Origin of the sequence: Paraburkholderia sp. BR10936, from assembly GCF_040965735.1 — a bacterium.
GTDB classification, from domain to species: Bacteria; Pseudomonadota; Gammaproteobacteria; order Burkholderiales; family Burkholderiaceae; genus Paraburkholderia; species Paraburkholderia nodosa_A.
On record NZ_JBFRCM010000005.1, the window covers coordinates 370,040 to 391,263 of the forward strand.

At 65.3% G+C, this 21,224-nt stretch carries 19 protein-coding genes and 2 pseudogenes; 14 read left to right on the forward strand and 7 right to left on the reverse strand.

What is annotated here, in order from left to right:
• Position 1: 1 nt before the first annotated feature.
• The 3 genes from AB4Y36_RS13955 to AB4Y36_RS13965 form a co-directional block, all read right to left on the reverse strand.
• Positions 2-1,639, reverse strand: a complete 1,638-nt coding sequence (locus AB4Y36_RS13955) for an ABC transporter substrate-binding protein (RefSeq protein WP_368683275.1) — start codon at positions 1,637-1,639, stop codon at positions 2-4.
• Between the two features lie 175 nt (positions 1,640-1,814).
• On the reverse strand, positions 1,815-3,470 hold the full coding sequence (locus AB4Y36_RS13960; RefSeq protein WP_368683276.1) for an ABC transporter substrate-binding protein: 1,656 nt from the start codon (positions 3,468-3,470) through the stop codon (positions 1,815-1,817).
• 60 nt (positions 3,471-3,530) lie between these two features.
• Positions 3,531-3,905 carry a LysR family transcriptional regulator gene (locus AB4Y36_RS13965; RefSeq protein WP_368683355.1) on the reverse strand — a complete coding sequence of 125 codons (375 nt, stop codon included), beginning with the start codon at positions 3,903-3,905 and terminating at the stop codon, positions 3,531-3,533.
• Positions 3,906-3,937: 32 nt separating this feature from the next.
• Between AB4Y36_RS13965 and AB4Y36_RS13970 the strand changes: the two are divergent.
• Both AB4Y36_RS13970 and AB4Y36_RS13975 read left to right on the forward strand, forming a co-directional pair.
• Positions 3,938-4,062: pseudogene (locus AB4Y36_RS13970) on the forward strand (hypothetical protein); the annotation flags it as partial.
• 30 nt (positions 4,063-4,092) lie between these two features.
• Complete coding sequence (locus tag AB4Y36_RS13975) at positions 4,093-4,824, forward strand: ABC transporter substrate-binding protein (protein WP_368683277.1); 732 nt, start codon at positions 4,093-4,095, stop codon at positions 4,822-4,824.
• A gap of 56 nt (positions 4,825-4,880) precedes the next feature.
• On the opposite strand, the gene AB4Y36_RS13980 is transcribed toward AB4Y36_RS13975, so the two are convergent.
• Complete coding sequence (locus AB4Y36_RS13980; protein WP_368683278.1) at positions 4,881-5,339, reverse strand: GNAT family N-acetyltransferase; 459 nt, start codon at positions 5,337-5,339, stop codon at positions 4,881-4,883.
• Positions 5,340-5,598: 259 nt separating this feature from the next.
• Here AB4Y36_RS13980 and AB4Y36_RS13985 point away from each other — a divergent pair, with 259 nt between their 5' ends.
• Genes AB4Y36_RS13985 through AB4Y36_RS13995 form a run of 3 tightly spaced genes read left to right on the forward strand, consistent with a single transcriptional unit; the run spans position 5,599 to position 8,503 of the window.
• Positions 5,599-6,660 carry an ABC transporter substrate-binding protein gene (locus AB4Y36_RS13985; RefSeq protein WP_368683279.1) on the forward strand — a complete coding sequence of 354 codons (1,062 nt, stop codon included), beginning with the start codon at positions 5,599-5,601 and terminating at the stop codon, positions 6,658-6,660.
• 6 nt (positions 6,661-6,666) lie between these two features.
• Entirely contained in the window at positions 6,667-7,968 is a 1,302-nt protein-coding gene (gene soxC / locus AB4Y36_RS13990) for a sulfite dehydrogenase (protein ID WP_368683280.1), read from the forward strand.
• 22 nt (positions 7,969-7,990) lie between these two features.
• The gene (locus tag AB4Y36_RS13995) at positions 7,991-8,503 is read left to right on the forward strand and encodes a c-type cytochrome (RefSeq protein ID WP_368683356.1); all 513 of its coding nucleotides are present in this window, start codon (positions 7,991-7,993) and stop codon (positions 8,501-8,503) included.
• A 105-nt stretch (positions 8,504-8,608) separates the two neighbouring features.
• Here AB4Y36_RS13995 and AB4Y36_RS14000 read toward each other — a convergent pair whose 3' ends face one another.
• Positions 8,609-8,959: a helix-turn-helix domain-containing protein gene (locus AB4Y36_RS14000; RefSeq protein WP_256094432.1), complete on the reverse strand. Its 351-nt coding sequence runs from the start codon at positions 8,957-8,959 to the stop codon at positions 8,609-8,611.
• A gap of 247 nt (positions 8,960-9,206) precedes the next feature.
• Between AB4Y36_RS14000 and AB4Y36_RS14005 the strand changes: the two are divergent.
• The 9 genes and pseudogenes from AB4Y36_RS14005 to AB4Y36_RS14045 form a co-directional block, all read left to right on the forward strand.
• Positions 9,207-10,061, forward strand: a pseudogene (locus AB4Y36_RS14005) (NmrA/HSCARG family protein); the annotation flags it as partial.
• A 321-nt stretch (positions 10,062-10,382) separates the two neighbouring features.
• Positions 10,383-11,270: a TauD/TfdA dioxygenase family protein gene (locus AB4Y36_RS14010; RefSeq protein WP_368683281.1), complete on the forward strand. Its 888-nt coding sequence runs from the start codon at positions 10,383-10,385 to the stop codon at positions 11,268-11,270.
• Positions 11,267-12,643 (forward strand): NtaA/DmoA family FMN-dependent monooxygenase, encoded by a 1,377-nt coding sequence (locus tag AB4Y36_RS14015; protein WP_368683282.1) that lies wholly within the window; start codon positions 11,267-11,269, stop codon positions 12,641-12,643. The genes AB4Y36_RS14010 and AB4Y36_RS14015 overlap by 4 nt, the downstream gene beginning before the upstream one ends.
• Positions 12,644-12,672: 29 nt before the next feature.
• A complete protein-coding gene (locus AB4Y36_RS14020; RefSeq protein WP_368683283.1) occupies positions 12,673-13,905 on the forward strand; it encodes an SfnB family sulfur acquisition oxidoreductase in 1,233 nt (410 codons plus the stop codon).
• Between the two features lie 78 nt (positions 13,906-13,983).
• Positions 13,984-15,636: an ABC transporter substrate-binding protein gene (locus AB4Y36_RS14025; RefSeq protein ID WP_368683284.1), complete on the forward strand. Its 1,653-nt coding sequence runs from the start codon at positions 13,984-13,986 to the stop codon at positions 15,634-15,636.
• Between the two features lie 12 nt (positions 15,637-15,648).
• Positions 15,649-16,674, forward strand: coding sequence for an ABC transporter permease (locus tag AB4Y36_RS14030; RefSeq protein ID WP_368683285.1), 1,026 nt, complete (start codon positions 15,649-15,651; stop codon positions 16,672-16,674).
• On the forward strand, positions 16,674-17,552 hold the full coding sequence (locus AB4Y36_RS14035) for an ABC transporter permease (protein WP_368683286.1): 879 nt from the start codon (positions 16,674-16,676) through the stop codon (positions 17,550-17,552). The genes AB4Y36_RS14030 and AB4Y36_RS14035 overlap by 1 nt, the downstream gene beginning before the upstream one ends.
• On the forward strand, positions 17,549-18,544 hold the full coding sequence (locus tag AB4Y36_RS14040; protein ID WP_368683287.1) for an ABC transporter ATP-binding protein: 996 nt from the start codon (positions 17,549-17,551) through the stop codon (positions 18,542-18,544). The genes AB4Y36_RS14035 and AB4Y36_RS14040 overlap by 4 nt, the downstream gene beginning before the upstream one ends.
• Positions 18,537-19,340 (forward strand): ABC transporter ATP-binding protein, encoded by an 804-nt coding sequence (locus tag AB4Y36_RS14045; protein ID WP_368683288.1) that lies wholly within the window; start codon positions 18,537-18,539, stop codon positions 19,338-19,340. Before AB4Y36_RS14040 ends, AB4Y36_RS14045 begins: the two co-directional genes overlap by 8 nt.
• Here AB4Y36_RS14045 and AB4Y36_RS14050 read toward each other — a convergent pair.
• Together AB4Y36_RS14050 and AB4Y36_RS14055 are read right to left on the reverse strand one after the other, a co-directional pair.
• Positions 19,291-19,608, reverse strand: coding sequence for a ferredoxin family protein (locus tag AB4Y36_RS14050; RefSeq protein WP_069261287.1), 318 nt, complete (start codon positions 19,606-19,608; stop codon positions 19,291-19,293). The two genes, AB4Y36_RS14045 and AB4Y36_RS14050, sit on opposite strands and share 50 nt — an antisense overlap.
• Complete coding sequence (locus AB4Y36_RS14055; RefSeq protein ID WP_368683357.1) at positions 19,605-21,224, reverse strand: FAD-dependent oxidoreductase; 1,620 nt, start codon at positions 21,222-21,224, stop codon at positions 19,605-19,607. The genes AB4Y36_RS14050 and AB4Y36_RS14055 overlap by 4 nt, the downstream gene beginning before the upstream one ends.

Genomic DNA, 21,224 nt, shown 5'->3' on the forward strand with positions numbered 1-21,224 from the left:
CTCACCCCCCTTGCTTGTCGACCCACAGCTCGTAGGCGCTGGCAGGACCGTCGAGTTCCGGCTCGAAGCCGATGCCATGCACCGACGACTTCGCGGCCAGATGGTATTGCGGCGCGTACAGCGGCACGATATAGCCCTGGTCGACCGCATACTGCTGGATCTCGCCAAGCAGCTTGCGGCGCGGATCGCCCACCGGCAGCCTGCGCGCTTCGTTGATTTTGCGCGTGAGTGTGGCGTCGGACTTCGGGATCGCCTGGTACAGGAAACCCTGATCGCCCAGCATGTCCCAGAGCTCCATCGCGACGTCGGACGGGTTATCCGTATTCGGATAAATGCTCCAGACGCCGGTGTGCTTCTCGCTCTCGAATTCGCCCGGCGTGGTCACGCGCAAACGCAGATCGAGCCCCACGTTCTGGCGCAGCGCCGACTGGATCGCCCGGATCAGCACGTCGCGGCTGTCGCGAATATACGGCTGCGGGTAGCCCACTTCAATCGTCAGGCGCTTGCCGTCCTTCGTGCGGAAGCCGTCGCTGTCACGCGTGGTCCAGCCCGCCTCGTCGAGCAGATGGTTCGCCTCGGCGATCCTGTTGCCCCACGAACCTTGCAGCGTCTTCGCGTAGTCCGGGTTGTCGGGGCCGATGTTCGACCACGCGCGGCGCACCGTGCCGAGATAGACGGTCTTGACGATGCCGTCCAGATCGAAGCCGTCGCGCAAGGCTCGCCGCACACGCACGTCGTTGGCGGGCCATGCTGTGTAGTTCACGTTGAGCGTGAAGGAGGTCGTGGCGGACGGCCCGGCCAGGAACTGGAAACCCTCGACATGATCGAACACGCTCGTGTCGGTGGGCTGCACGCCTTCGATCAGATCGACCTGACCCGAACTGAGCGCGCCCGTGCGCACCGAAGCCTCCGGCAGGAAGCGGTACACCACCTTGTCGAGCCAGGCCGGGCCCTGGTGCTGCGCGGCTGCCGGCGCCCAGCGGTAATCGGGGTTGCGCGTGAACGTAGCCGATTGCCCGCGCTGATACGCGCTGAACACGAACGGCCCCGTGCCGACGATGCCCGGGCCGCCCCCGCACAGATCATGATTCGACGCGAGCGCCTTCGGCGAAATAAAGCCCAGCTTCACGCTGGAAAGCGATTCAAGCGTAGTCGAATCCGCCTGCTTGAGCACGATGCGCACGACAGAGGGCGAGACCACTTCGACACGGTCGAGATGCACGAGCAGCGAAAGGGAAGCCGACGTGGTCGCCGCATTGGCGATGATGTAATCGAAATTGGCCTTCACCGCCTGCGCGTCGAACGGCGTGCCGTCGCTGAAGTGCACGTCGTTGCGCAGGTTGAACGTGTAGGTCTTGCCGTCGTCCGACACGCTCCACGACTTCGCAAGCCACGGCGAATACGAGCCGTCGCGCTGCTTGTAGATCAGCGAGTCGACGTAATTGCGGATCACCCAGAAGGCGTTCTGCTGCGACGAGCGATGCGGATCGAAACAGGCGGGCTCGGTGGTCACGCCCCACGTGAGCGTGCCGCCTGAAACGGGTTTGGCCGCCACGCTCTGCTGCGCGGCCTGCGCGCTATTCGTCTGGTTGCACGCCGTGAGCGAAAGCAAGGCGCAAGGCAACGCAATGGCGGACAAAACGGGGAACACAAATTGATACGGCCTTCGAAGCATCACGTAACCAGTTAATCAGTGGTGGAAAACACGAATTCATCAGTTCGCGCCGCCCGGGTCAACGATGAAGATTCGATAAGCTTGCCGGGCGGCACGGTATAAGCAAATTCCGCGAGAGAGGACGCGCACAGCGGCGCACTCAAGACACGCCTTGCCTGTCGATCCAGAGCTCATAGGCACTAGACGGCCCGTCGAGCGACGGCTCGAACCCGACGCCATGCACGCTCGCCTTCGCGGCGAGGTGATACTGCGGCGTATAGAGGGGAACGACGTAGGCCTGATCCACCGCGTATTGCTGGATCTCGGCCAGCAGCTTGCGGCGCTGGTCGCCCACCGGCAGGCGGCGCGCCTCGTTGATCTTGCCGGCGAGGATCGCGTCGCGCGCCGTGACGGCGCGGTAGAGGAAGCCGGCGTCGCCGAGGTTGTCCCACAGCTCGAACGCCGCATCGGAAGCGTTTTCCGTATTCGGATAGGCGCTCCAGCGCCCGGTGAGCTTCTGGTTTTCGAATTCGCCCGCGGTCGTGAAACGCAGATGCAGATTGAGCCCCACGTTCTGGCGCAGCGCCGACTGGATCGCGTGGATCAGCACGTCGCGGCTGTCGCGCACGTAAGGCTGCGGGTAACCCACTTCGATCGTCAGACGCTTGCCGTCCTTCGTGCGGAAACCGTCGCTGTCACGCGTGGTCCAGCCCGCCTCGTCGAGCAGATGGTTCGCCTCGGCAATCTTGTTGCCCCACGAACCCTGCAGCGACTTCGCGTAGTCGGGATTGTCGGGGCCGATGTTCGACCACGCGCGCCCCACGGTGCCGAGATAGATACTCTTGACGATGCCGTCGACGTCGAAGCCGTCGCGCAGCGCGCGCCGCACGCGCACGTCGTCGGTTGGCCACACTGTGTAGTTCACGTTGAGCGTGAACGACGTCGTCGCCGCGGAAGGCCCGGTGAAGAACTGGAAACCGGCGACATGATCGAACACGCTCGCGTCGGTGGGCTGCACGCCTTCGATCAGATCGACCTGCCCCGAACTGAGCGCGCCGGTGCGCACCGAAGCTTCCGGCAGGAAGCGGTACACCACCTTGTCGAGCCAGGCCGGGCCCTGGTGCTGCGCGGCCACCGGCGCCCAGCGGTAATCGGGGTTGCGTGTGAACGTGGCCGACTGCCCGCGCTGATACGCGCTGAACACGAACGGCCCCGTGCCGACAATGCCCGGGCCACCCGCGCACAGATCGTGATTCGATGCGAGCGCCTTCGGGGAAATAAAGCCGAGGCTCACGCTCGAAAGCGACGCGAGCAGTGTGGAATCCGCCTGCTTGAGCACGATGTGCACGACGGAAGGCGAAACCGCTTCGACATGATCGAGACGCGCCAGTAACGCCGCCGACGATGCTGTCGTCGCCACGTTGGCGATGATGTAGTCGAAGTTGGCCTTCACCGCCTGCGCATCGAACGGCGTGCCGTCGGTGAAATGTACGTCGTCGCGCAGGTTGAATGTGTAGGTCTTGCCGTCGTCCGACACGCTCCACGACTTCGCGAGCCACGGCGAATACGAGCCGTCGCGCTGCTTGTAGATCAGCGAGTCGACGTAATTGCGGATCACCAAGAAGGCGTTCTGCTGCGACGAGCGACGCGGATCGAAGCAGGCAGGCTCGGTGGTCACGCCCCACGTGAGCGTGCCGCCCGATACGGGTTTGGCCGCCGCGCTCTGCTGCGCGGCCTGCGCGCTATTCGACTGCTTGCACGCTGCGAGCGACACCACCGCGCCCAGCACGACCAACGCCGTTGCGGCATGGCGCAATGGCTTTCCCGATCCTCGATTCATAGTTCGCCCTGTCGCTTTTGAAGGGGGTCCATAACATCAAATGGAACGAGTGGGGTCAACGATGAAAAGCCCATAAGCTTGCGCGCGCATGAGGCATATGCAAATGACGGTGCAGATGGCGATTGCGCCACGTCCGGTACTCAAGACAACGGATTGAATCGCATCGTCATTGATGCGCAACAGTTCGCGAGCGTGCCCGAGTAATTGAAGCGCGCCAGGCGTGAGGAGCTTGTTGCGTCCGTCCTTGCGAAACAGCGGCACGCCCACGAGCGTCTCGAGCCGCTGCACCGCCGCCTGGCTGCGGCCCGTGCGTACGCCTGCGCTGGCGAAGCTGCGCGCATCGGCCACCGCCACGAAGGTGCGCAGAAGTTTGAGAGCACCCGCGTGGCCGCGCCACCTTCGCGAACGTATTGGGTGTCGATACGCCGGATGCTCATACCGCCGTGCTGAGACTCTCCCGCCCTGCGCCCTATCTGCTCTATGCGCTGGCTGCGTCCGAGTCGCCGATCGTTCCGGCTCACCTCTATGCCGAAGGCGATCCGCTTAATAATCCTAACAATACGAAGCCAATCGGCACCGGGCCGTATTTGTTCAAGGAGTGGGTGCGCGGCAGTCATGTCCGTCTCACGCCATCGGTCATGCCATTGATCGCCAGGCGATCCTGCGATCCGTCTTCTATGGTTACGGCGTGCCCTCGCCGGCGGCGATCAGCCCTTTGCTGAGCCAGTTCTACGACCCCGTCGTAAAGTCCTATCCATACGATCCGGCACTCGCGGAGAAGCTGCTGGATGACGCGGGCTATCGGCGTAAGGGAGATGGACGGTCGTTCCGTTTCCCGTTGATAATCGACTACAACCCGTACGATCCGTCGTTTCAGCTACTCGCACAGTTTCTCAGGCAGTCGCTCAGACGTGTCGGTATCGACGCAACGGTTCGCTCGCAAGACTTCCCGACTTATGTAAAACGTGTGTTCACGGATCGTGCGTTCGATATCGACGCAAATTTCATGGGCAATACCTTCGACCCGACTGTGGGTGTCCAGCGCATATACTGGTCGAAGAATTTCAAGCCCGGCGTGCCTTTCTCCAATGCCAGCCATTACGAGAATACGGACGCGGACAGGCTTCTGGAAGCGGCCGCGGTGGCGGTCGACAGGACCAGGCGTATCGAGATCTTCAAGGCGTTTCAGCAGAAGGTGGCCGATGATCTGCCGGTCTACAACCTCGTCACACTCAAGCAGGTTACGCTGTACAACAAGCGGGTGCATGGACACACGGTCACGGCGGACGGCCTCTGTGGCAATCTGGCCGGGCTCTATGTAGTCGCCTGATCGAGTGCGCAGCCCTCTCAATCCGTTTGCGGCGCGAACAGCGATCGGCGAATCGGTCAAAGGTTGTCAGGTCGCAGCGTTCGAATGTGGCGCACGTAGTAGATATCCCACTCCGTTTCACCCGTCTGCTCGAAACCGTGTCGTTGGTAGAAGCGGTTTGAATCGCTGCTACGCAATGCGCCCAGGCGGATGGACATGTTTTGTGAATCGGCATCGGCAATGATCTGTCGCAGTACTGCTGCGCCGATCCCCCGGGCCTGATGTTCAGGCTCGACGTACAGATGGTCCAGCTGCCAATGGTTCGGGTGAGGGCGAATCTGAAAAAATCCCACCCGAACACCATCGGCTTCGATGAAGCGGCACAGGTCTGAGTCAAAGGAAGCCAGGAAGCGATCCCGTGCACGCTGTGCGTTAAAGCGCCCGAGACGCTCCAGGCTTTCGCGCATCGCGGCAATGCGAATGCTGACCAGCACATCGGCGTCGGATTGGGTGACAGGAAGGAAAGTCAGATTCATTCGAAGGCCGATGATGTTGCTGCGGGCTTTCCAGCTTAGCAGGCTGTCTAACTCTGGTCACTGTTGGTGCATCGCCACCAAATGTCTCTTTCCGGTCAACCGTTTTAAACTCATCGGTGGCGAAGCGCACTACTTCCTTTGGGCGGTCCGCGATAAGCATAGTTAAAGTCGTTCCTTGTGACACGCCGCGCGGTCGATGAGAATGCGGGATCCATCATGGCCTGCGCCGTGGCGTCTATCTCCGCTATCGAATCGACCCATGCCTGCTTCCCGCCTGTTTCGAACGTTGCTGATCGCTCTCACTGTGTCGCTCACTGCTGCCACCGCCCATGCCGACAAACTATCGGTCATCCGGATCGGCGTCGCGCAGCAAGGTACCGGCGACCCGCCGACATTCGGCGGGTCACCGGCCGCAACCGTCCAGTTGCAGCAACTGCTCGAAAAGGAGTTCGCGGCGGACGGCATCAAGGTTGAGTGGCTGTTTTTCAAGGGCGCGGGGCCGGCCGTGAACGAGGCGATAGCCGACAAGTCGCTCGATTTCGCGCTCCAGGGGGACCTGCCGGCCGTTCTCGCGCGCGCCAACGGGTTGAAGACGCACCTCCTGCTCGCGGCGGGCGTCCGCAGCGGCATCAAGATCGCTGTTCCACCGGATTCGGACATCCGTTCGATCAAGGACCTCAAGGGCCGCCGCGTGTCGATCTTTCGGGGCACGAATCTCCAGCTCGTCGTCGATAACGCGCTCGCGAAGAATCAGCTCGACGAACGCGACCTGCGCGTGATTAACCTCGACACGGCCAGTTCGCTGGCCGCGCTGGCGTCCAAAGGCATCGATGCGTCGGTCAACGACTATCACCTCTACAAACTTCGCGACGCGGGTCTCGCAAAGATCATCTACGAATCGCAGAACGACGGCCCTCAGTTGACGCGGCAAGGCCATCTGCTCGTGCTCGACGATTTCGAGCATGCTCACCCCGACATTGTCCAGCGCGTCGTCACAACTTTTGTGGAGGGCGCACGATGGTCGTCCGACGAGTCCAACCGCGACGCGCTCTTCAAGCTGTGGGCAAAGAGTGGCGTGCCGTACTCGTCGTGGCAGGCCGAATTTGCCGGTCAGTCCCTCGAGGACCGAAATTCTCCGCTGCTCGATCCGTTCTTCGTGGCGCGCTACAAGACCGTCGCGCAGGATGCGCTCAAGCTCCGGCTGATCCGCCAACCCGTTGACGTAGACGGCTGGATCGAGCCGAAGTATCTCGACACGGCGCTGCACACACTGCATCTCGAACACTACTGGACGCCGTACGACGCAGCGGGCAAGCCCTAGCACGCAATGACAGACAACCGTTCACCACTGCACACTGCGACCGCATCAGCTTCGTTGCCGGCGCGGCCCACACGTCGCGGCGCGCTGCGCCGCCTTGCCGGCACCCTGGCGGGCGGCTGGGCCGCCAGCCAGCTTCCCGCCACGAACGCGCAAGCCGCCGATGTCTTGGCACCGCTCGCCGTTCCGCCATGGACACGCGAGCCGGGCGCCTCGTTGCTGTCGCCGGCTTATGGTGCGCCCTCGCCGCACGAAGGCGACGTGATCCGGCGCAGCGCGCGGCCACCGGCGCTGCCTGGCTCCGGCTCGTCGATGACGCCGCTCGCCGACCTGACCGGCAGCGTCACGCCGAACGGGCTCGTCTACGAACGTCACCATGCCGGCGTGCCTACTATCGATCCCGACCAGCATCGCCTCGTCGTGCATGGCCTCGTACGAGAGCCGCGGCTCTTCACGATGGACGACCTGGTGCGCTTTCCGTCCGAGTCGCGGGTGCACTTTCTCGAATGCTCTGGCAACACCGGAAGCGAATGGAACGGCCCGAGCGGGCTGCCCGTCCAGTTCACGCACGGCCTCCTCTCGTGCTGCGAATGGACTGGCGTGCGGCTCTCCACGCTGCTCGACGAAACGGGCGCTGACCCGTGCGCGCCCTGGCTCCTCGCCGAAGGCGGGGACGGCGCGGCGATGACGCGCAGCCTGCCGCTCGACCGCATACTCGACCGGGCGCTCGTGGTGTACGCTCAAAACGGGGAGCACCTGCGCCCCGAAAACGGCTATCCGCTGCGCCTCATCGTGCCCGGCTTCGAGGGCAACACGAACATCAAATGGCTGCGCCGCCTGAAGCTCGTGAGCGCGCCGGAGATGACGCGCGAAGAGACGTCGAAGTACACGAGCCTGCTGCCGAACGGCTGCGCGCGGCAGTTCGTGTTCGAGATGGACGCGAAATCCGTCATCACGCGGCCCTCCGCCGGACACCGGCTGAGCGCGCACGGCTACTACCCGGTCAGCGGCTATGCGTGGTCCGGCCGCGGACGCATCCGCCGCGTCGACGTCTCGACCGACGGCGGTAAGACGTGGCGGGAGGCGCGGCTCACCAGCACCGTCCACGACCGCGCGCTGACGCGCTTCGAGGCCGACTGGACCTGGCGCGGCGAACCCGCGGACCTGCAAAGCCGTGCGATCGACGAGACCGGCTACGTGCAACCCACCCGGGAGGCGCTCGTTGCGGTACGCGGCCTCAACACGCAGTATCACTACAACGGCATACAGAACTGGCGTGTGGGCACTGACGGCGAGGTGCGCAATGCGTAAGCGCGTCTCGCTCCCGATTGTCATGGCCATTGCCGTTGCAACGCTTATGCCCGGTGCCGCTGCCTGCGCAGCGCATTACGATCTCGGCCAGCGCGTCGATCACGCCACGATCGCGCCATGGGACATCGACATCAGCCCCGACGGCGCCGGCCTGCCGCCTGGATCGGGCACCGTCGCGCAGGGCCGCCAGCTCTTCGCCACGCGCTGCGCGATGTGCCACGGCGACGCAGGCCAGGGCGGCATTGGCGATGCGCTCGTGGGCGGCGCCGGAACGCTCTCCAGTGCGAAGCCGAAGAAAACGGTCGGCAGCTACTGGCCGTACGCGACGACCCTCTTCGACTACATTCGCCGCGCCATGCCCTACAACGCACCGCAGTCGCTCAGCGCGGACGAGGTCTATGCCGTCAGCGCGTATCTCCTCTACCTGAACAAGGTGGTGCCCGAAGACACGCGGCTCGACGCGAAGACGCTGCCCGGCGTATGCATGCCCAACCGCGACGGCTTCGTGCCCGATCCGCGCCCCGGCGCGCTGTGATGCCGCGCGCCGTCCGGATCGAGAACCGGACCATGAGACAGCGCCCTCACGGTCGATTCATTGCGGCCGGGCATCCGAGGTGAAACCTGCGATGACGCTTCGCATCTACTGCGTCGAAAAACCTCCTTCCCCCTGAACCGGGCCTTGCGCCGCAGAAAAAGCTTGCCGCGCGGCCTCGACCGCGTGCCGATGCTGCTCTGCCCATTCCAGAATCGCGCGCAGATGTGGTTCGAGCGAGCGCCCCAGTTGCGAGATTTCGTAGGTCACGGCCACCGGAGCGGTACTGACGACCGTCCGCTTGATGAAGCCGTTAAATTCCAGGCGGCGCAGGCATTGCGTCAGCGACTTCTGCGTAATGCCTTCGTTCGCCCTGCGCAGCGCGTTGAATCGCATCGGGCCACTGCAGAGGCAATCGAGAACCAGCAGCGACCACTTGCTCGTGATCTCTTCAAGCACGAAGCGATTCAGTTCGAGGTCTTCATGGGATGACGCGGACATGGGATCCTCCGGGGTACCTGGTAGCGTTCAGGTGCGTAATTGCATTCAGGTTTCAAATCTATACCATGAATCACCTCTGATAACGAGGAGAGTGAACATGTCAGTCAATCCGAAAACCGGCGGCCCGGTCTCCAGGAACCGTGTCGGCGGGAACCCCGTGCTCGTGTTTGGCGCAACGGGACAACAGTGAGGAGCGGTCGCCTCTGCGCTCAGGGCGAATGGATGGGCAGTCAGGGCATTCGTCCGCGATCCTGCCAGCGCCAGAGCGAAGTCGCTGGCTTCGCTAGGCGCGGATATGGCGGTGGGCGACCTGGCGGACAGCGCGTCGATCCGACGCGCGATGAAAGGCATTTATGGCGTCTTCAGCGTGCAGCCAAGCTCAGGGCAAGGCGCAGTGTACGGGGTGTCCGACGAGGAGGAAATCCGCTACGGCAAGGCCATTGCGGACATTGCGCTGGAATCGGGTGTCGAGCACCTGGTTTATACGTCGGTCAATGCGGCCGGCGAAGAAAAGACCGGAATGGGTCATTTCGACAGCAAATCGGAGATAGAAGCGCACATCCGTCGTCTTGATCTGAACAGCACAATTGTGCGTCCCGCCGGATTCATGGAGATGCTGATGCTGCCGGGCATGGGTCTAGACAAGGACATCTTCACGTTCTTCCTTCGCGAGGAGCAACGCGGACAGATCATTGCCGTGCAAGACATCGGCAAGATCGTCGCCACGATATTCTCTGCGCCGGAACGCTACGTTGGACGGACCATCGAAATCGCGGGCGACGAACTCACCGCCGCGCGCCTGCGGGAAAGCCTTAGCCGCGCCGCAGGCACACCGATCGCCTATCACCGCTTTGCGGACAGTCTGCTGGAACAGGACCCGTTCCTTGGCCGACTGGCGAGCCTGATTGACGAAGATCGGCTCACCGGCCACGCGGATATCCGGGCACTCGACCGCGAGTTCGGTCCGCTTCTTCGCTTCGACGAATGGCTGGCCGGCCCCGGCAAGCCGCTTCTTGAGGACGCGCGTCGCGCAAACGACGCGCCGATCGCGCTTCGCTGACAGTTCCCGAAGGCGCATCCGCGATGCGCCTTCTCGCCACCACGGCTTCGTCAATATGGTTGCGCGAGCAACCACAAAATATATATCGAAGCCCCTCATTTACGTACGTGCAGATCGGCGTAAAAACATCCATATCAACACGCCTGCGTCGTCGCATCGCGCAATATCGACGAATACACCAATAAGCCATAAGCGCGCTCCTGTTCGTTCTTTATTTATACAAAAAAATAATTTCCAGTTCCGATTCGCGCGAACTTACACTCGACTTTCTCCAATTACGTCGTATACCTAATCAACAAACGACGCGCCAATTCCATCGATATGACAGACATCTCGACCAACGGGTCACGGGCGGACGCCTTCACGATCGCTCCGCTCGATGCACCGCTCGGCGCGCAAGTGAACGGCTTCGACGGGGCAAGTGCCGTGAGCGCGGCGCAGATCCTTGCGCTCAAGCAGGCGCTGCGCGACCATCACATTCTCATCTTCAAGAACCAGCAACTCGATGACACGGCCTTCAGACGGCTCGCGTCGTGGTTCGGCTCCGTCTACGTGCCGCCCCGCGATGCGCCCGTGCTCGGCTCGCATGACGACGGCACCGTCCCGGACATCGTGCTCGTCTCGAATGTCGACGACGGCGTGCTCGGCAACATCGAGCTACCCGCACATTCTGATCACCACTGGACGCCGCAACCTTCGTCGGGCTCGCTGCTCTATGCGCTCGAAGTGCCGGAGAACGGCGGCGACACGACCTGGTACAACCTCGCGGCGGCGTACGACGCGTTGCCCGCCGATCTTCGCTCGCAAATCAACGGCCTGCGGCTCATCACGTACAACCCGTTCCTTCGGCGCAAACACCCGCTGCCGGAAGGCATTCCGCTTTATCGGCATCCCGGCATCGAGCCGCTGCGTCCGTTCATCGATCACCCGCTCGTGCGTACGCACCCTGAAAGCGGCCGCCGCCTGATCTATCTGGGCGCGCGCACCGAAGTCGAGCTTGTCGACTACGAGCCGGGCGCAGGCGCGCAACTCATCGAGGCCTTGCGGGCCCATATCCTCTCGCCGCGATTCGCCTACCGGCACCGCTGGAGCGTTGGCGATATCGTGTTCTGGGACAACCAGGCCACCCTGCACGGCCGCGACGATTTCGACTCCGGCGAACGGCGCGTCCTCAAGCGCATCAGCCTTGCGGGGAGCCGTCCGTTTTGAGCAGCCCGGCTGAACCGCGTCACCTGCTGTTGAACGCGTTCGACATGAACGCGCCGGGTCATCTGTCGCACGGACTCTGGACGCATCCGGACGACACCGCCCTGCGCTACACCGACGCCGCGTACTGGCTTCAACTGGCGCGCGTGCTCGAACAAGGCCTGTTCGACGGGCTCTTTCTCGCGGATGCGCTCGGCGTGTACGACGTCTACGGCGGTGGCCCCGAAGCCGCGCTCGCACACGCCATTCAAACACCCGTGAACGATCCGGTTCCCGTCGTGAGCATGATGGCGGCCGTCACCGAGCATCTCTCGTTCGGCCTCACCGCGCAAACGGGAGTCGAGCCGCCCTACCTGCTGGCGCGGCGTTTCTCGACACTCGATCATCTGAGCCGCGGACGCGTTGGCTGGAACATCGTGACCGGCTTTCTCGACAGTGCGGCGCGCGCAAGCGGCGCCGGCGGGGCAATCGGTCATGACGAGCGCTACGAACGCGCTGACGACTACCTGGCAGGCCTCTACCAGCTCTGGGAAACCAGTTGGGCCGACGACGCCGTGCTGCGCGATCGCGCCACCGGCCGCTTCGCCGATCCCGCGAAGATTCGCACCATCCGGCACGACGGCCCCTGGCATCCGTTCGAGGCCATCCATCTGAGCGAACCGTCACCTCAGCGCTCGCCCGTGCTGTATCAGGCTGGCGCGTCGGCGCGCGGCATGGACTTCGCCGTGCGCCACGCCGAGTGCATCTTCCTGCCCAATCACGGCCTCGACGCGACGGCCGCTCATGCGCGCGCGCTTGAGGCGCACCTGATGCGCCACGGACGCTCGCGCGAGGACGTGCGGCTTTTCACGAGCGTCGTCGTTGTGGTTGCGCAAACGCGCCGCGAGGCGCTCGAGCGCTACGAGTCCTACCGCCGCCACGCGCAGCCGCTGGCCGCACTCGTTCAGCTTGCGAGCGCGACCGGTATCGACTTTTCGCGCTACGGACTCGACGAACCCATTACCGCCGCCGCCGGCAACGGCATTCAATCGGCCGTTGCCGGTCTGTCACGCGCGGGCGAGCCCGTGACCGTGCGCGGCCTGCTTGCGCAAGCGCCGCTGGGCGGCCGCTTCGAGCCCATCGTGGGCGATCCGGCCGAGGTCGCGAACCGGCTGATCGATTTCGCGGATCGCGCCGGCATCGACGGATTCAATCTGGTGCGCACCGTCACGCCGCAATGCTTTGCGGACATCGCACGGCTCGTGATTCCGGAGCTGCAAACGCGCGGCCGCTTCAAGACAGCCTATGCGCCCGGCACGTACCGCGAAAAACTGTTTGGGCAAGGTCGCGCGCGGCTGCCTGCCAATCATCCGGGCCGCGCGCACAGCGACGCGTGACGGTACGCTTATCTCGACATGGACTTCCTGTGACCACCGAAACGATTACCTGGCACGGCATCGCTGCGCACGCAACCGAAGTCACCGTCATCGCTGACGATACCGCCGCGCTCGAAGCGGCTCGGCGCTTTGCCGACTCGATCGCCGGCAGCGCGGCGGATCGCGACCGCGAGCGCGCGTTGCCGCACGAAGAAATCGAAGCCTTCGCGCGCACCGGCCTGTGGGGGATCACCGTGCCGCGCAGCCACGGCGGCGCGGCCGTCTCGCATGTCACGCTCGCCGAGGTGCTCGCCGTCGTATCCGAAGCCGATCCCGCCATCGGACAGATCCCGCAAAATCACTATTGTCTCGTCGACGCGGTGCGCCTCATCGGCAACGATGCGCAGCAGGCGCTGTTCTTTCGCGAGGCCCTGGCCGGCAGGCGTTTCGGCAACGCCGTGTCCGAAACGGGCACCGCCAATTCGAAAATCATGCACACCCGCCTCGTGCGCAGCGGCGGCGCATGGCGCCTGAACGGGCGCAAGGCTTACTCCACAGGCGCGCTCTTCGCGCACTGGGTGCCTGTTGCCGCCGTCGACGACGATGGCCATCAATGGCTCGCCTATGTGCCCAGGAACAGCCCGGGCCTGCAGGTGATCGACGACTGGGACGGCTTCGGCCAGCGCACGACGGCCAGCGGCACGGTACTTCTCGATGACGTTCACGTGGACGCGCTGCACGTGTTGCCGCGCGACCGTCTTTTTTCGCCCCCCACGATCCACGGGCCATTCGCGCAGTTGCTGCATGCGGCCATCGATCTGGGCATCGCGCGCGCCGCGCTGCGAGACCTGCGCTTCTGGCTGCGCAACAAGGCGCGTCCGTGGGCCGATAGCGGCGCCGTACACGCGAGCGAAGATCCGCTCACGCTCAACAAGGTCGGCGCGCTGATCGTGCGCCTGCACGCGGCCGAAGGCCTGCTCACGCGCGCGGGCCAAGCCCTCGACGCCGCGCGCGACGCGCCGGCGGGCGAAGCCGCCGCCGTCTCCGCGGCCTCCATCGCCGTGGCCGAGGCCAAGATCATGACCACCGAACTCGCACTCGACGCATCGACCACCTTGATCGAGTTCGGCGGCAGTCAATCGACATTGCGCAGCTACGCGCTCGACCGGCACTGGCGCAACGCGCGCACGCATACCGTGCATGATCCGGTGCGCTGGAAATACAACGTCGTCGGCGCGCACTGGCTCAACGGCACCGAGCCCGCACGCCACGCTTCGGTCTGATGTATCCACCGCATCACCTGCACGCTTCGCACGCGCCACACGCGTGAAGCCCCTTCAAACGACGACAGCAAGACGAACATGACAACGCTCACCAGACGCCGCTTCCTGATCGGCACGGGCCTCGCCGCGGGCGCAGGATTCACCGGGCTCGCGGCCGCGCCCGCCAGCGCCGTGCCCACGTCCGTGCCGACGCCGCAGCGCCGTGAAATTGTCCGCGTGCTCGCCGAGGGCGTCGGCAATTCGCTCGACCCGCACGGCGACGGCGTTTCCCGCGAATCGCTCGGGCTTTTCACGAACATCTATGACCGCCTCGTCAGCTTCGATCGCAGATTGCTCGACTCCGCGAGCGCGCGCAAGCACGACGCCTGGCGCTACGACTACGACCACCTGAAGGGCGAACTGGCCGAATCGTTCCAGTCGACGCAAGACGGCCGCAGCCTCACGTTTCATTTGCGGCGTGACGCGACCTTCCACGATGGCCGCCCCGTCACCGCCGACGACGTCAAATGGTCGCTCGACCGCGCGGTGAGCCTGCCCGCGTCGAAGCGCCAGCTTGCAACCGGCTCGCTCACCGATCCCGCGCAGTTCGTCGTGGTCAACCCCCACACGCTGCGCATCGATCTGCCGCACGCAGACCGCTACGCGTTGCCCAACCTCGCGCTGACCTTCGCTTCGGTGCTGAACGCGACGGAGGTGAAGTCGCATGCCGAGACCGGCGATCCGTGGGGAACCAACTGGTTGCGCAGTCATCCGGCGGGCGGCGGTGCGTATCGGCTGGCCGCATGGCAGAGTCAACAGCAGGTCGCCTACGAGCGCTTCGACGGCTGGCGCAGCGGCGACTTGCCGTTCGTCCGGCGCGCCATCGTCCAGGCCGTACCCAGCGCTTCGAACCGGCTCGCCGCGCTGCAGCGTGGCGATGCGGACATCGTGCTGCAACTGCCCCCGCGTGAATTCGCCTCCCTGGAAGGGAAAGCCGGCGTCGCGGCACTGTCGATTCCGGTCACCAACACGTTCCGCTTCGTCGCGTTCAATACCCGGCTGGCCCCGTTCGACTCGGTAAAGGTGCGTCAGGCCATCGCCTACGCGCTGCCCTATGAATCGCTGTTCGACGGCGTCAATCACGGCAAGGGCGCACCGCTGTTCGGCGCGGCGGCGGGTACAGCGCCGTCGGCCGCGTGGCCGCAGCGCTACCCTTACGCGACGAATGTCGAACGCGCACGCGCGTTGCTCAAGGAAGCGGGCCACCCCGACGGCTTCCAGACCACGCTGAGCTACAACGCGACGGACGCCGCCATTGCCGAACCCGCTGCGCTGCTAATCCAGGACGCACTGAAGGCGATCGGCGTGCAGGTGGCGCTCGACAAATCGTCGGGCGCGCAATGGGGCGAGTTGCAAACCGACAAGCGGCTCGGTTTCTTCATCGATTCGTCGTCGGCCTGGTTCAACGCCCCCGACTACTACTACCGGATCTTCTTCGAAGGCGACTGGCGCTGGAACTTCGGATCGTTCGACAGCCCTGCGCTCGTGCGCCTCACCGACGCCGCGCGATGGGAAAGCGACACGAGCCGCTACGATCAGTTGATGCGCGACGCCGCGAAGCTCGTTACCGAACAGGTACCGCTGATACCGCTGTGGCAGCCCGCATTCGACGTCGCCACGCGCGACGACCTGCGCGGCTTCACCTACTACATCCACGGCCAGGTGGATTTCCGAACGCTCTCGCGCGCGTAGCGCCGCCGCACCATGTCCTTCGCTTTCTTCAAGCGCGTTTCGGTCCGCGTGGCGGCCACGGTACCGGTGGTATTGGCGGCGGCCGTCTTCACCTTCGTGCTCGTGCGCCTGCTGCCCGGCGATCCCGCCGCGCAGCTCGCCTCAGGCATGCAGTCCGACGCGCGCGGGCTCGCCGAAATCCGCCGCCATCTGGGCCTCGATGCCTCGATGCCCGGGCAGCTTTGGCACTGGCTGAACGGACTCGCGCACGGCGATTGGGGGCGCTCGTTCACGACGGGCGGCGCGGTGCTCGACGAACTACTGGCGCGCCTGCCGGCAACGCTCGAATTGACCGTGAGCGGCTTCCTGCTGGCCATCTTCGCGGGCATCCCGCTTGGCGTCGCGGCGGCCTGCGCGCGCGACACGGCAATCGACCGCTTTGCCCGCGCCGTCTCGAGCGCCGGTAGCTGCCTGCCGACCTTCTTCGTTGCATTGCTGCTCGTCTATGTGTTCTATTACCGCCTCGGCTGGGCGCCCGAGCCGACCGGCCGCCTCGACGCATTGCTCGCGCCGCCGCCCGAACGCACAGGCTTCGTCTTCGTCGATGCATGGCTGAGCGGCGACGTGCAAGCCGCCCTCGATGCGTTGCGCCGGCTCGTGTTGCCCGCGATCTCGATGGCCATCTTCGGCTTGCCGCCGCTCGTGCGCATCACACGCTCGGCGCTGCTCACAGGCCTCGCCGCCGACCCGGTGCGCAGCGCGCGCAGCCTCGGTCTCTCGCGGGCAAAGGTGCTGTGGACTTACGCGCTCGCGCCGGTCGCGGCGCCGATCATCACGGCGTCCGGCATGATGTTCTCGTACATGCTCGCGGCCAACGTGATCGTCGAAAAGATCTTTGCGTGGCCGGGCATCGGCTCCTACGCGCTCGACGCGCTGAACAACGCCGACTATGCACCGCTTCAAGGCTTCGTACTGTTCGTCGCGATCGCATTCGCGGTGCTGAATCTCATCGTCGATCTGCTGATTCAGTGGATCGACCCGCGCGCGAGGGTCGCCTGATGTTCGCCACGCTCGTTCGTCGCGCACCGGCGCGCATCGCCGTCAAGCTGAGCTTCCTCGCGCAGCGATGGAGCCACGCGGGTGGACGCAAACTGCGCGCGTCCTTGCCGCCCGCGGCCTTGCTCGCCGTCGCACTCGCGGGCCCCTCGTTCGTCGCCGATCCGACCGCGCCCGATGTCGCGCATATGCTCGCGCCGCCTTCGCTCGCACACTGGTTCGGCACCGATGCGATCGGCCGGGATCTGTTCGCACGGGTCGTGGTCGCCACGCGGCTCGATCTGTCGATCGCGCTCGGCGCCGTCGGCATTGCGGCGCTCGCGGGCAGCGTGCTTGGCGCCGCGTCCGGCCTCGCGGGCGGGCGCATCGACCGGCTGCTGCAGCGTGTGGTGGACGTGTTCATGGCGTTTCCCCTGTTCGTCGTCGCGCTAGCGCTCGTTGCCGTGCTCGGCAATTCGGTGAGCAGTGTGGTGCTCGCGACGGCGCTCATCAACATTCCGTTCTACGCCCGCCTCGCGCGCGCCGAGATCGCCGCACGCCGCGGGGCAAACTTCGTGCACGCCGCCCGACTCTTCGGCTGGAGCGATACGAAAATCCTGCTGCGCGTCCTCCTGCCCGGCGCACTGCCTGCGCTATGCGCACAGATGACCGTGAACCTGGGCTGGGCGATGACCAATAGCGCGGGCCTCTCGTTTCTCGGCATGGGTGTGCGGCCGCCCGCGGCCGAATGGGGCGTGCTCGTCGGCGAAGGCGCGCCGTACATGATGACGGGTCAATGGTGGCTCGCCACGTTCCCGAGCCTCGCGCTCGCGCTGGCCGTGTTCTTGCTCAACGGCGCAGGCGACAGTTTGCGCGACGCTTTCGACCCCCGTTCACGATGACCGATCCATCAACCGTCGCTGACTCTCTGCTGGAGATTCGCAACCTGCGGATTGAACTCGCCTCGCACGGTCGCACGCACGCGTTGATCGACGGCATCGATCTGCGTATCGCGCGCGGCGAAGCCGTGGCGTTGATCGGCGAGAGCGGCTCGGGCAAGTCACTCACCGCGCTTGCCGTGATGAACCTGCTGCCGCCCGCGCTGCACGCGAGCGGTGGCGCGCTGCGATGGCATGAAACACGCGACGGTGCGCCAGCCGCAGCGATGGTGTTCCAGAATCCGCGCGCCGCGCTCAATCCCGTGCGGCGCATCGGGCAGCAATTCGACGACGTGTTGCGAACCGTGCGCGTGCCCCGCCGGGCGCGCGCGCAGCGTGCGGTGCAACTGCTCGAACAGGTCGCGATGTCGCCCGCGCAACGCTATTTGCGTGCCTGGCCGCGCGAGCTTTCGGGCGGCCTGTGCCAGCGCGTATCGCTTGCCCTCGCGCTCGCACGCGAGGCCGCGCTACTCGTCGCGGACGAACCGACCACCGGCCTCGACGCCGTGACGCAGTCCCAGGTGCTCACACTCATTGGCGAGCTGCGGCGCGCACGCCGCATGGCGCTGCTCCTGATCACGCACGATCTGGGTGCGGCGCTTCATCACAGCGATCGCGTCGCGGTCATGCACGCGGGTCAACTCGTTGAAGTGCTGCCGTCGCGCGACTTTTTGCGCAACGCGCGCCACCCCTACTCGCGCGCGCTCATCAGCGCAACGCCGGCGCTCGTCTCCACGCTCGGGCAATTGCGGGGCGTGCCGGGCGAGCTTCCCGAACTCGCACACATCGATCGGGCGGCCTGCCGCTTTCACGCGCGCTGCGCGAATGCCACACCACAATGCGTCGAGACGGCGCCACCCATCGTCGAAACGACCAGCGGCGGACACCTTCGATGCTGGCACCCTGCGCCGGCCGACGCGCTTTCCACCCTGCCCCTGACGGATTGCCATGCTTGAAGTTGCCGGCCTGACCAAACACTATCGATCGCAAGCGGCAGTCAAGCGCGTCTCGTTCGAGCTCGCGCGCGGCGAAACGCTCGGCGTGATCGGGCAGTCGGGCAGCGGCAAGTCCACGCTCGCGAACCTGCTCGCGCGTCTCGACGATCCCGACGAAGGCACGATCCGCTTCGAGGGCGAGGACATCGCCGCGACGCCGGCGCGACGCAGCGCGCGCGCCGCGTGGCGGCGGCGCATCCAGCTCGTGTTTCAGGACGCGCGAGACAGCATCGATCCGCGAGCCAGCGCCTTCGACGCCATCGTGGCAGCGTTGCCGCCACGCTTTGGCTCGTGTGCGGAGGTAAGCGAACGCGTTCTCGCGCTCGCGCACAGCGTGGAGTTGCCGCGTTCGCGGCTCGCATTGCGCCCGCATCAGCTTTCGGGCGGCGAAGCCGCCCGCGTGGGCATCGCGCGCGCGATTGCGAGCGAGCCGGACCTGCTCATCCTCGACGAACCGACGGCCGCGCTCGATGTGTCGGTCCAGGCCGGCGTCCTGCGCACGCTCGACCAGCTGCGAGAGCGTCACGGCATGGCCATGCTGTTCATTTCGCACGATCTCGACGTCGTGCGCATCCTCTGCGCACGAGCGCTCGTCATGTACGCCGGGGAGATCATCGAAAACACGAGCACGGACGCGCTATTCGCCGACCCACGGCATCACCATACGCGCGCACTGCTCGGCACGCGTCTTTCGTTACCTCTGGCGCTCAATGCGCACGCGCCAACAGCTCATAACTCGCGTCCTCGGCTGCCGTAGCCTGACGGCCGCGGCCCCATCCCACCGCGCGGCGATAGCTCCCCACCAGCGCCGGGTCCACGTTGAGTTCCGGGCACGGTGCAGGCTCCGGCGCGACGAAGAGCGCGTCTTCGGGGCAATAGAGCTCGCACATGAAACAGGTCTGGCAATCCTCCTGCCTCGCGATGCGCGGCACGCCATCCGGCACGGCATCGAACACATTGGTCGGGCACGCGCGCACGCAGATATTGCAGCCCGTGCAAAGCGACGAATCGACGATCTCGATCACGCGGCCACCCCCACGCTGGCTACACCATACACGCGCTCGACCCACACCTCATCGAGCCCGCCACTCAACAGTCGGTGACGCTGCGCCGGGTCGGCGGCGGCGTACTCGTGCCGCCGGTGCATGCCGCGCGTCTCCTTGCGCTGCAACGCGCTGCGATACATCCAACGCGAATTCGCGAGCATTGCCGCGGCTTCGCGCGCACGCACGGCCGCGCGCGCGCCAGGCGCCGCGCGGGCACCGCTCACGTGGCGCCATAGCGCGTCGAGCCGCGCGAGGGAGTCTTCGAGCAGATCGGCGCGGCGCGTCCAGTTGCGCTGCGTGGGAAAGACCTCCTGCTGGACCGCGCGGATCACGGCCTCGCTGTCGAAGGTGGCCGGGCTCGCGCCATCGCGCAATGCCACGGTTCCCGCCTCATAGAGTCGGCGTGCGGTGCGCGCCGACCTTCGCTCATGGGCGTAATCAGCAGCGCCGGCCCCGGCCCAGAATCCCGACGACATTGCCCATGCCGCGTTATGACTGCCGCCGCCCGTGAAGCCGCCGCAGATCAGCTCGCGGGTGGCCGCGTCGCCTGCCGCGTAAAGACCCTCCACCGACGTCGCGCACGTTTCGTCGACGAGATGCAGGCCGCCTGTGCCGCGCACCGTGCCCTCCAGCCGCAGGGTCACGGGAAAATGCTGCGTGAAGGGGTCGATGCCGCGCCGGTCGAACGGCAGAAAGAAGTTAGGCTGGGCGTGACGCATCCATGCGCGGATATCTTCATCGGCTCGATCGAGGCACGCGTATACTGGCTGCGTTTCGAGCGTTTTCGCGATCACGCCGCGGCCATGCGAGGAGCCCGCGCCTTCGATCACGCTGCCCGCTTCGTCGTAGAACGTCGCCCACGTATAGAACAGCGATTTCGTCACCGACGCAAATGCGGGCCCCAGCCCATAGGCGTTCGAAAACTCCATGCCCGAAAACGATGCGCCCGCCTCGGCCGCCATCAACTGACCATCGCCCGTCAAGACGTTGCAGCCCAGCGCGTTGCTGAGGAACGCACAGCCGCCGGTCGCAATGATCACGCTGCCGGCTTTCACGATCCACGTTTCATCCGTTTGACGATGCACACCCTTCGCGCCCGCGACTACGCCGCGCTCGTCGATCAGCAGTTCGAGCGCGGGACTATGGTCGTGAATGCGCGCGCCGCTGGCTTTCACCCGCTTGCGCAGCAGCCGCATATATTCTGGGCCTTGCAAGGACGTGCGCTTCTCCAGCCCCGCGTTGTCGACAGGAAACGGATAGCCCCACTGCGCGAGTCGTTCGCAGTTGATCCACGTCTGTTCGAGCACGCGATCCATCCACGCCTGCTCAGCGAGTTCGCCGCCCAGCTTGAATCGGCTCGCCTTCGCGAACTCACGCGCGCTCTCCTCCGGCGCGACGTGCCACACACCGGTTCCGGACGGCGCGGTGGCGCCCGAGGTGCCGCAAAAGCCCTTGTCGACGAGCACCACCTTCGCGCCGCGCGCCGACGCGCCTATGGCCGCCCACGCGCCAGCCGGACCGCCGCCGATCACGAGAACGTCAGCGTCGTACCATGCCTGCGCGGACGACGCCGTTACCGCTCCGCTTCGATTCAT

What these genes read in the sequence shown, in the direction of transcription:
- AB4Y36_RS13980 (WP_368683278.1), bottom strand. Translation starts at nt 5,339, where the DNA reads ATGAATCTGACTTTCCTTCCTGTCACCCAATCCGACGCCGATGTGCTG.
- AB4Y36_RS13985 (WP_368683279.1), top strand. Translation starts at nt 5,599, where the DNA reads ATGCCTGCTTCCCGCCTGTTTCGAACGTTGCTGATCGCTCTCACTGTG.
- soxC (WP_368683280.1), top strand. Translation starts at nt 6,667, where the DNA reads ATGACAGACAACCGTTCACCACTGCACACTGCGACCGCATCAGCTTCG.
- AB4Y36_RS13995 (WP_368683356.1), top strand. Translation starts at nt 7,991, where the DNA reads ATGGCCATTGCCGTTGCAACGCTTATGCCCGGTGCCGCTGCCTGCGCA.
- AB4Y36_RS14010 (WP_368683281.1), top strand. Translation starts at nt 10,383, where the DNA reads ATGACAGACATCTCGACCAACGGGTCACGGGCGGACGCCTTCACGATC.
- AB4Y36_RS14025 (WP_368683284.1), top strand. Translation starts at nt 13,984, where the DNA reads ATGACAACGCTCACCAGACGCCGCTTCCTGATCGGCACGGGCCTCGCC.
- AB4Y36_RS14030 (WP_368683285.1), top strand. Translation starts at nt 15,649, where the DNA reads ATGTCCTTCGCTTTCTTCAAGCGCGTTTCGGTCCGCGTGGCGGCCACG.
- AB4Y36_RS14035 (WP_368683286.1), top strand. Translation starts at nt 16,674, where the DNA reads ATGTTCGCCACGCTCGTTCGTCGCGCACCGGCGCGCATCGCCGTCAAG.
- AB4Y36_RS14040 (WP_368683287.1), top strand. Translation starts at nt 17,549, where the DNA reads ATGACCGATCCATCAACCGTCGCTGACTCTCTGCTGGAGATTCGCAAC.
- AB4Y36_RS14045 (WP_368683288.1), top strand. Translation starts at nt 18,537, where the DNA reads ATGCTTGAAGTTGCCGGCCTGACCAAACACTATCGATCGCAAGCGGCA.
- AB4Y36_RS14055 (WP_368683357.1), bottom strand. Translation starts at nt 21,224, where the DNA reads ATGAATCGAAGCGGAGCGGTAACGGCGTCGTCCGCGCAGGCATGGTAC.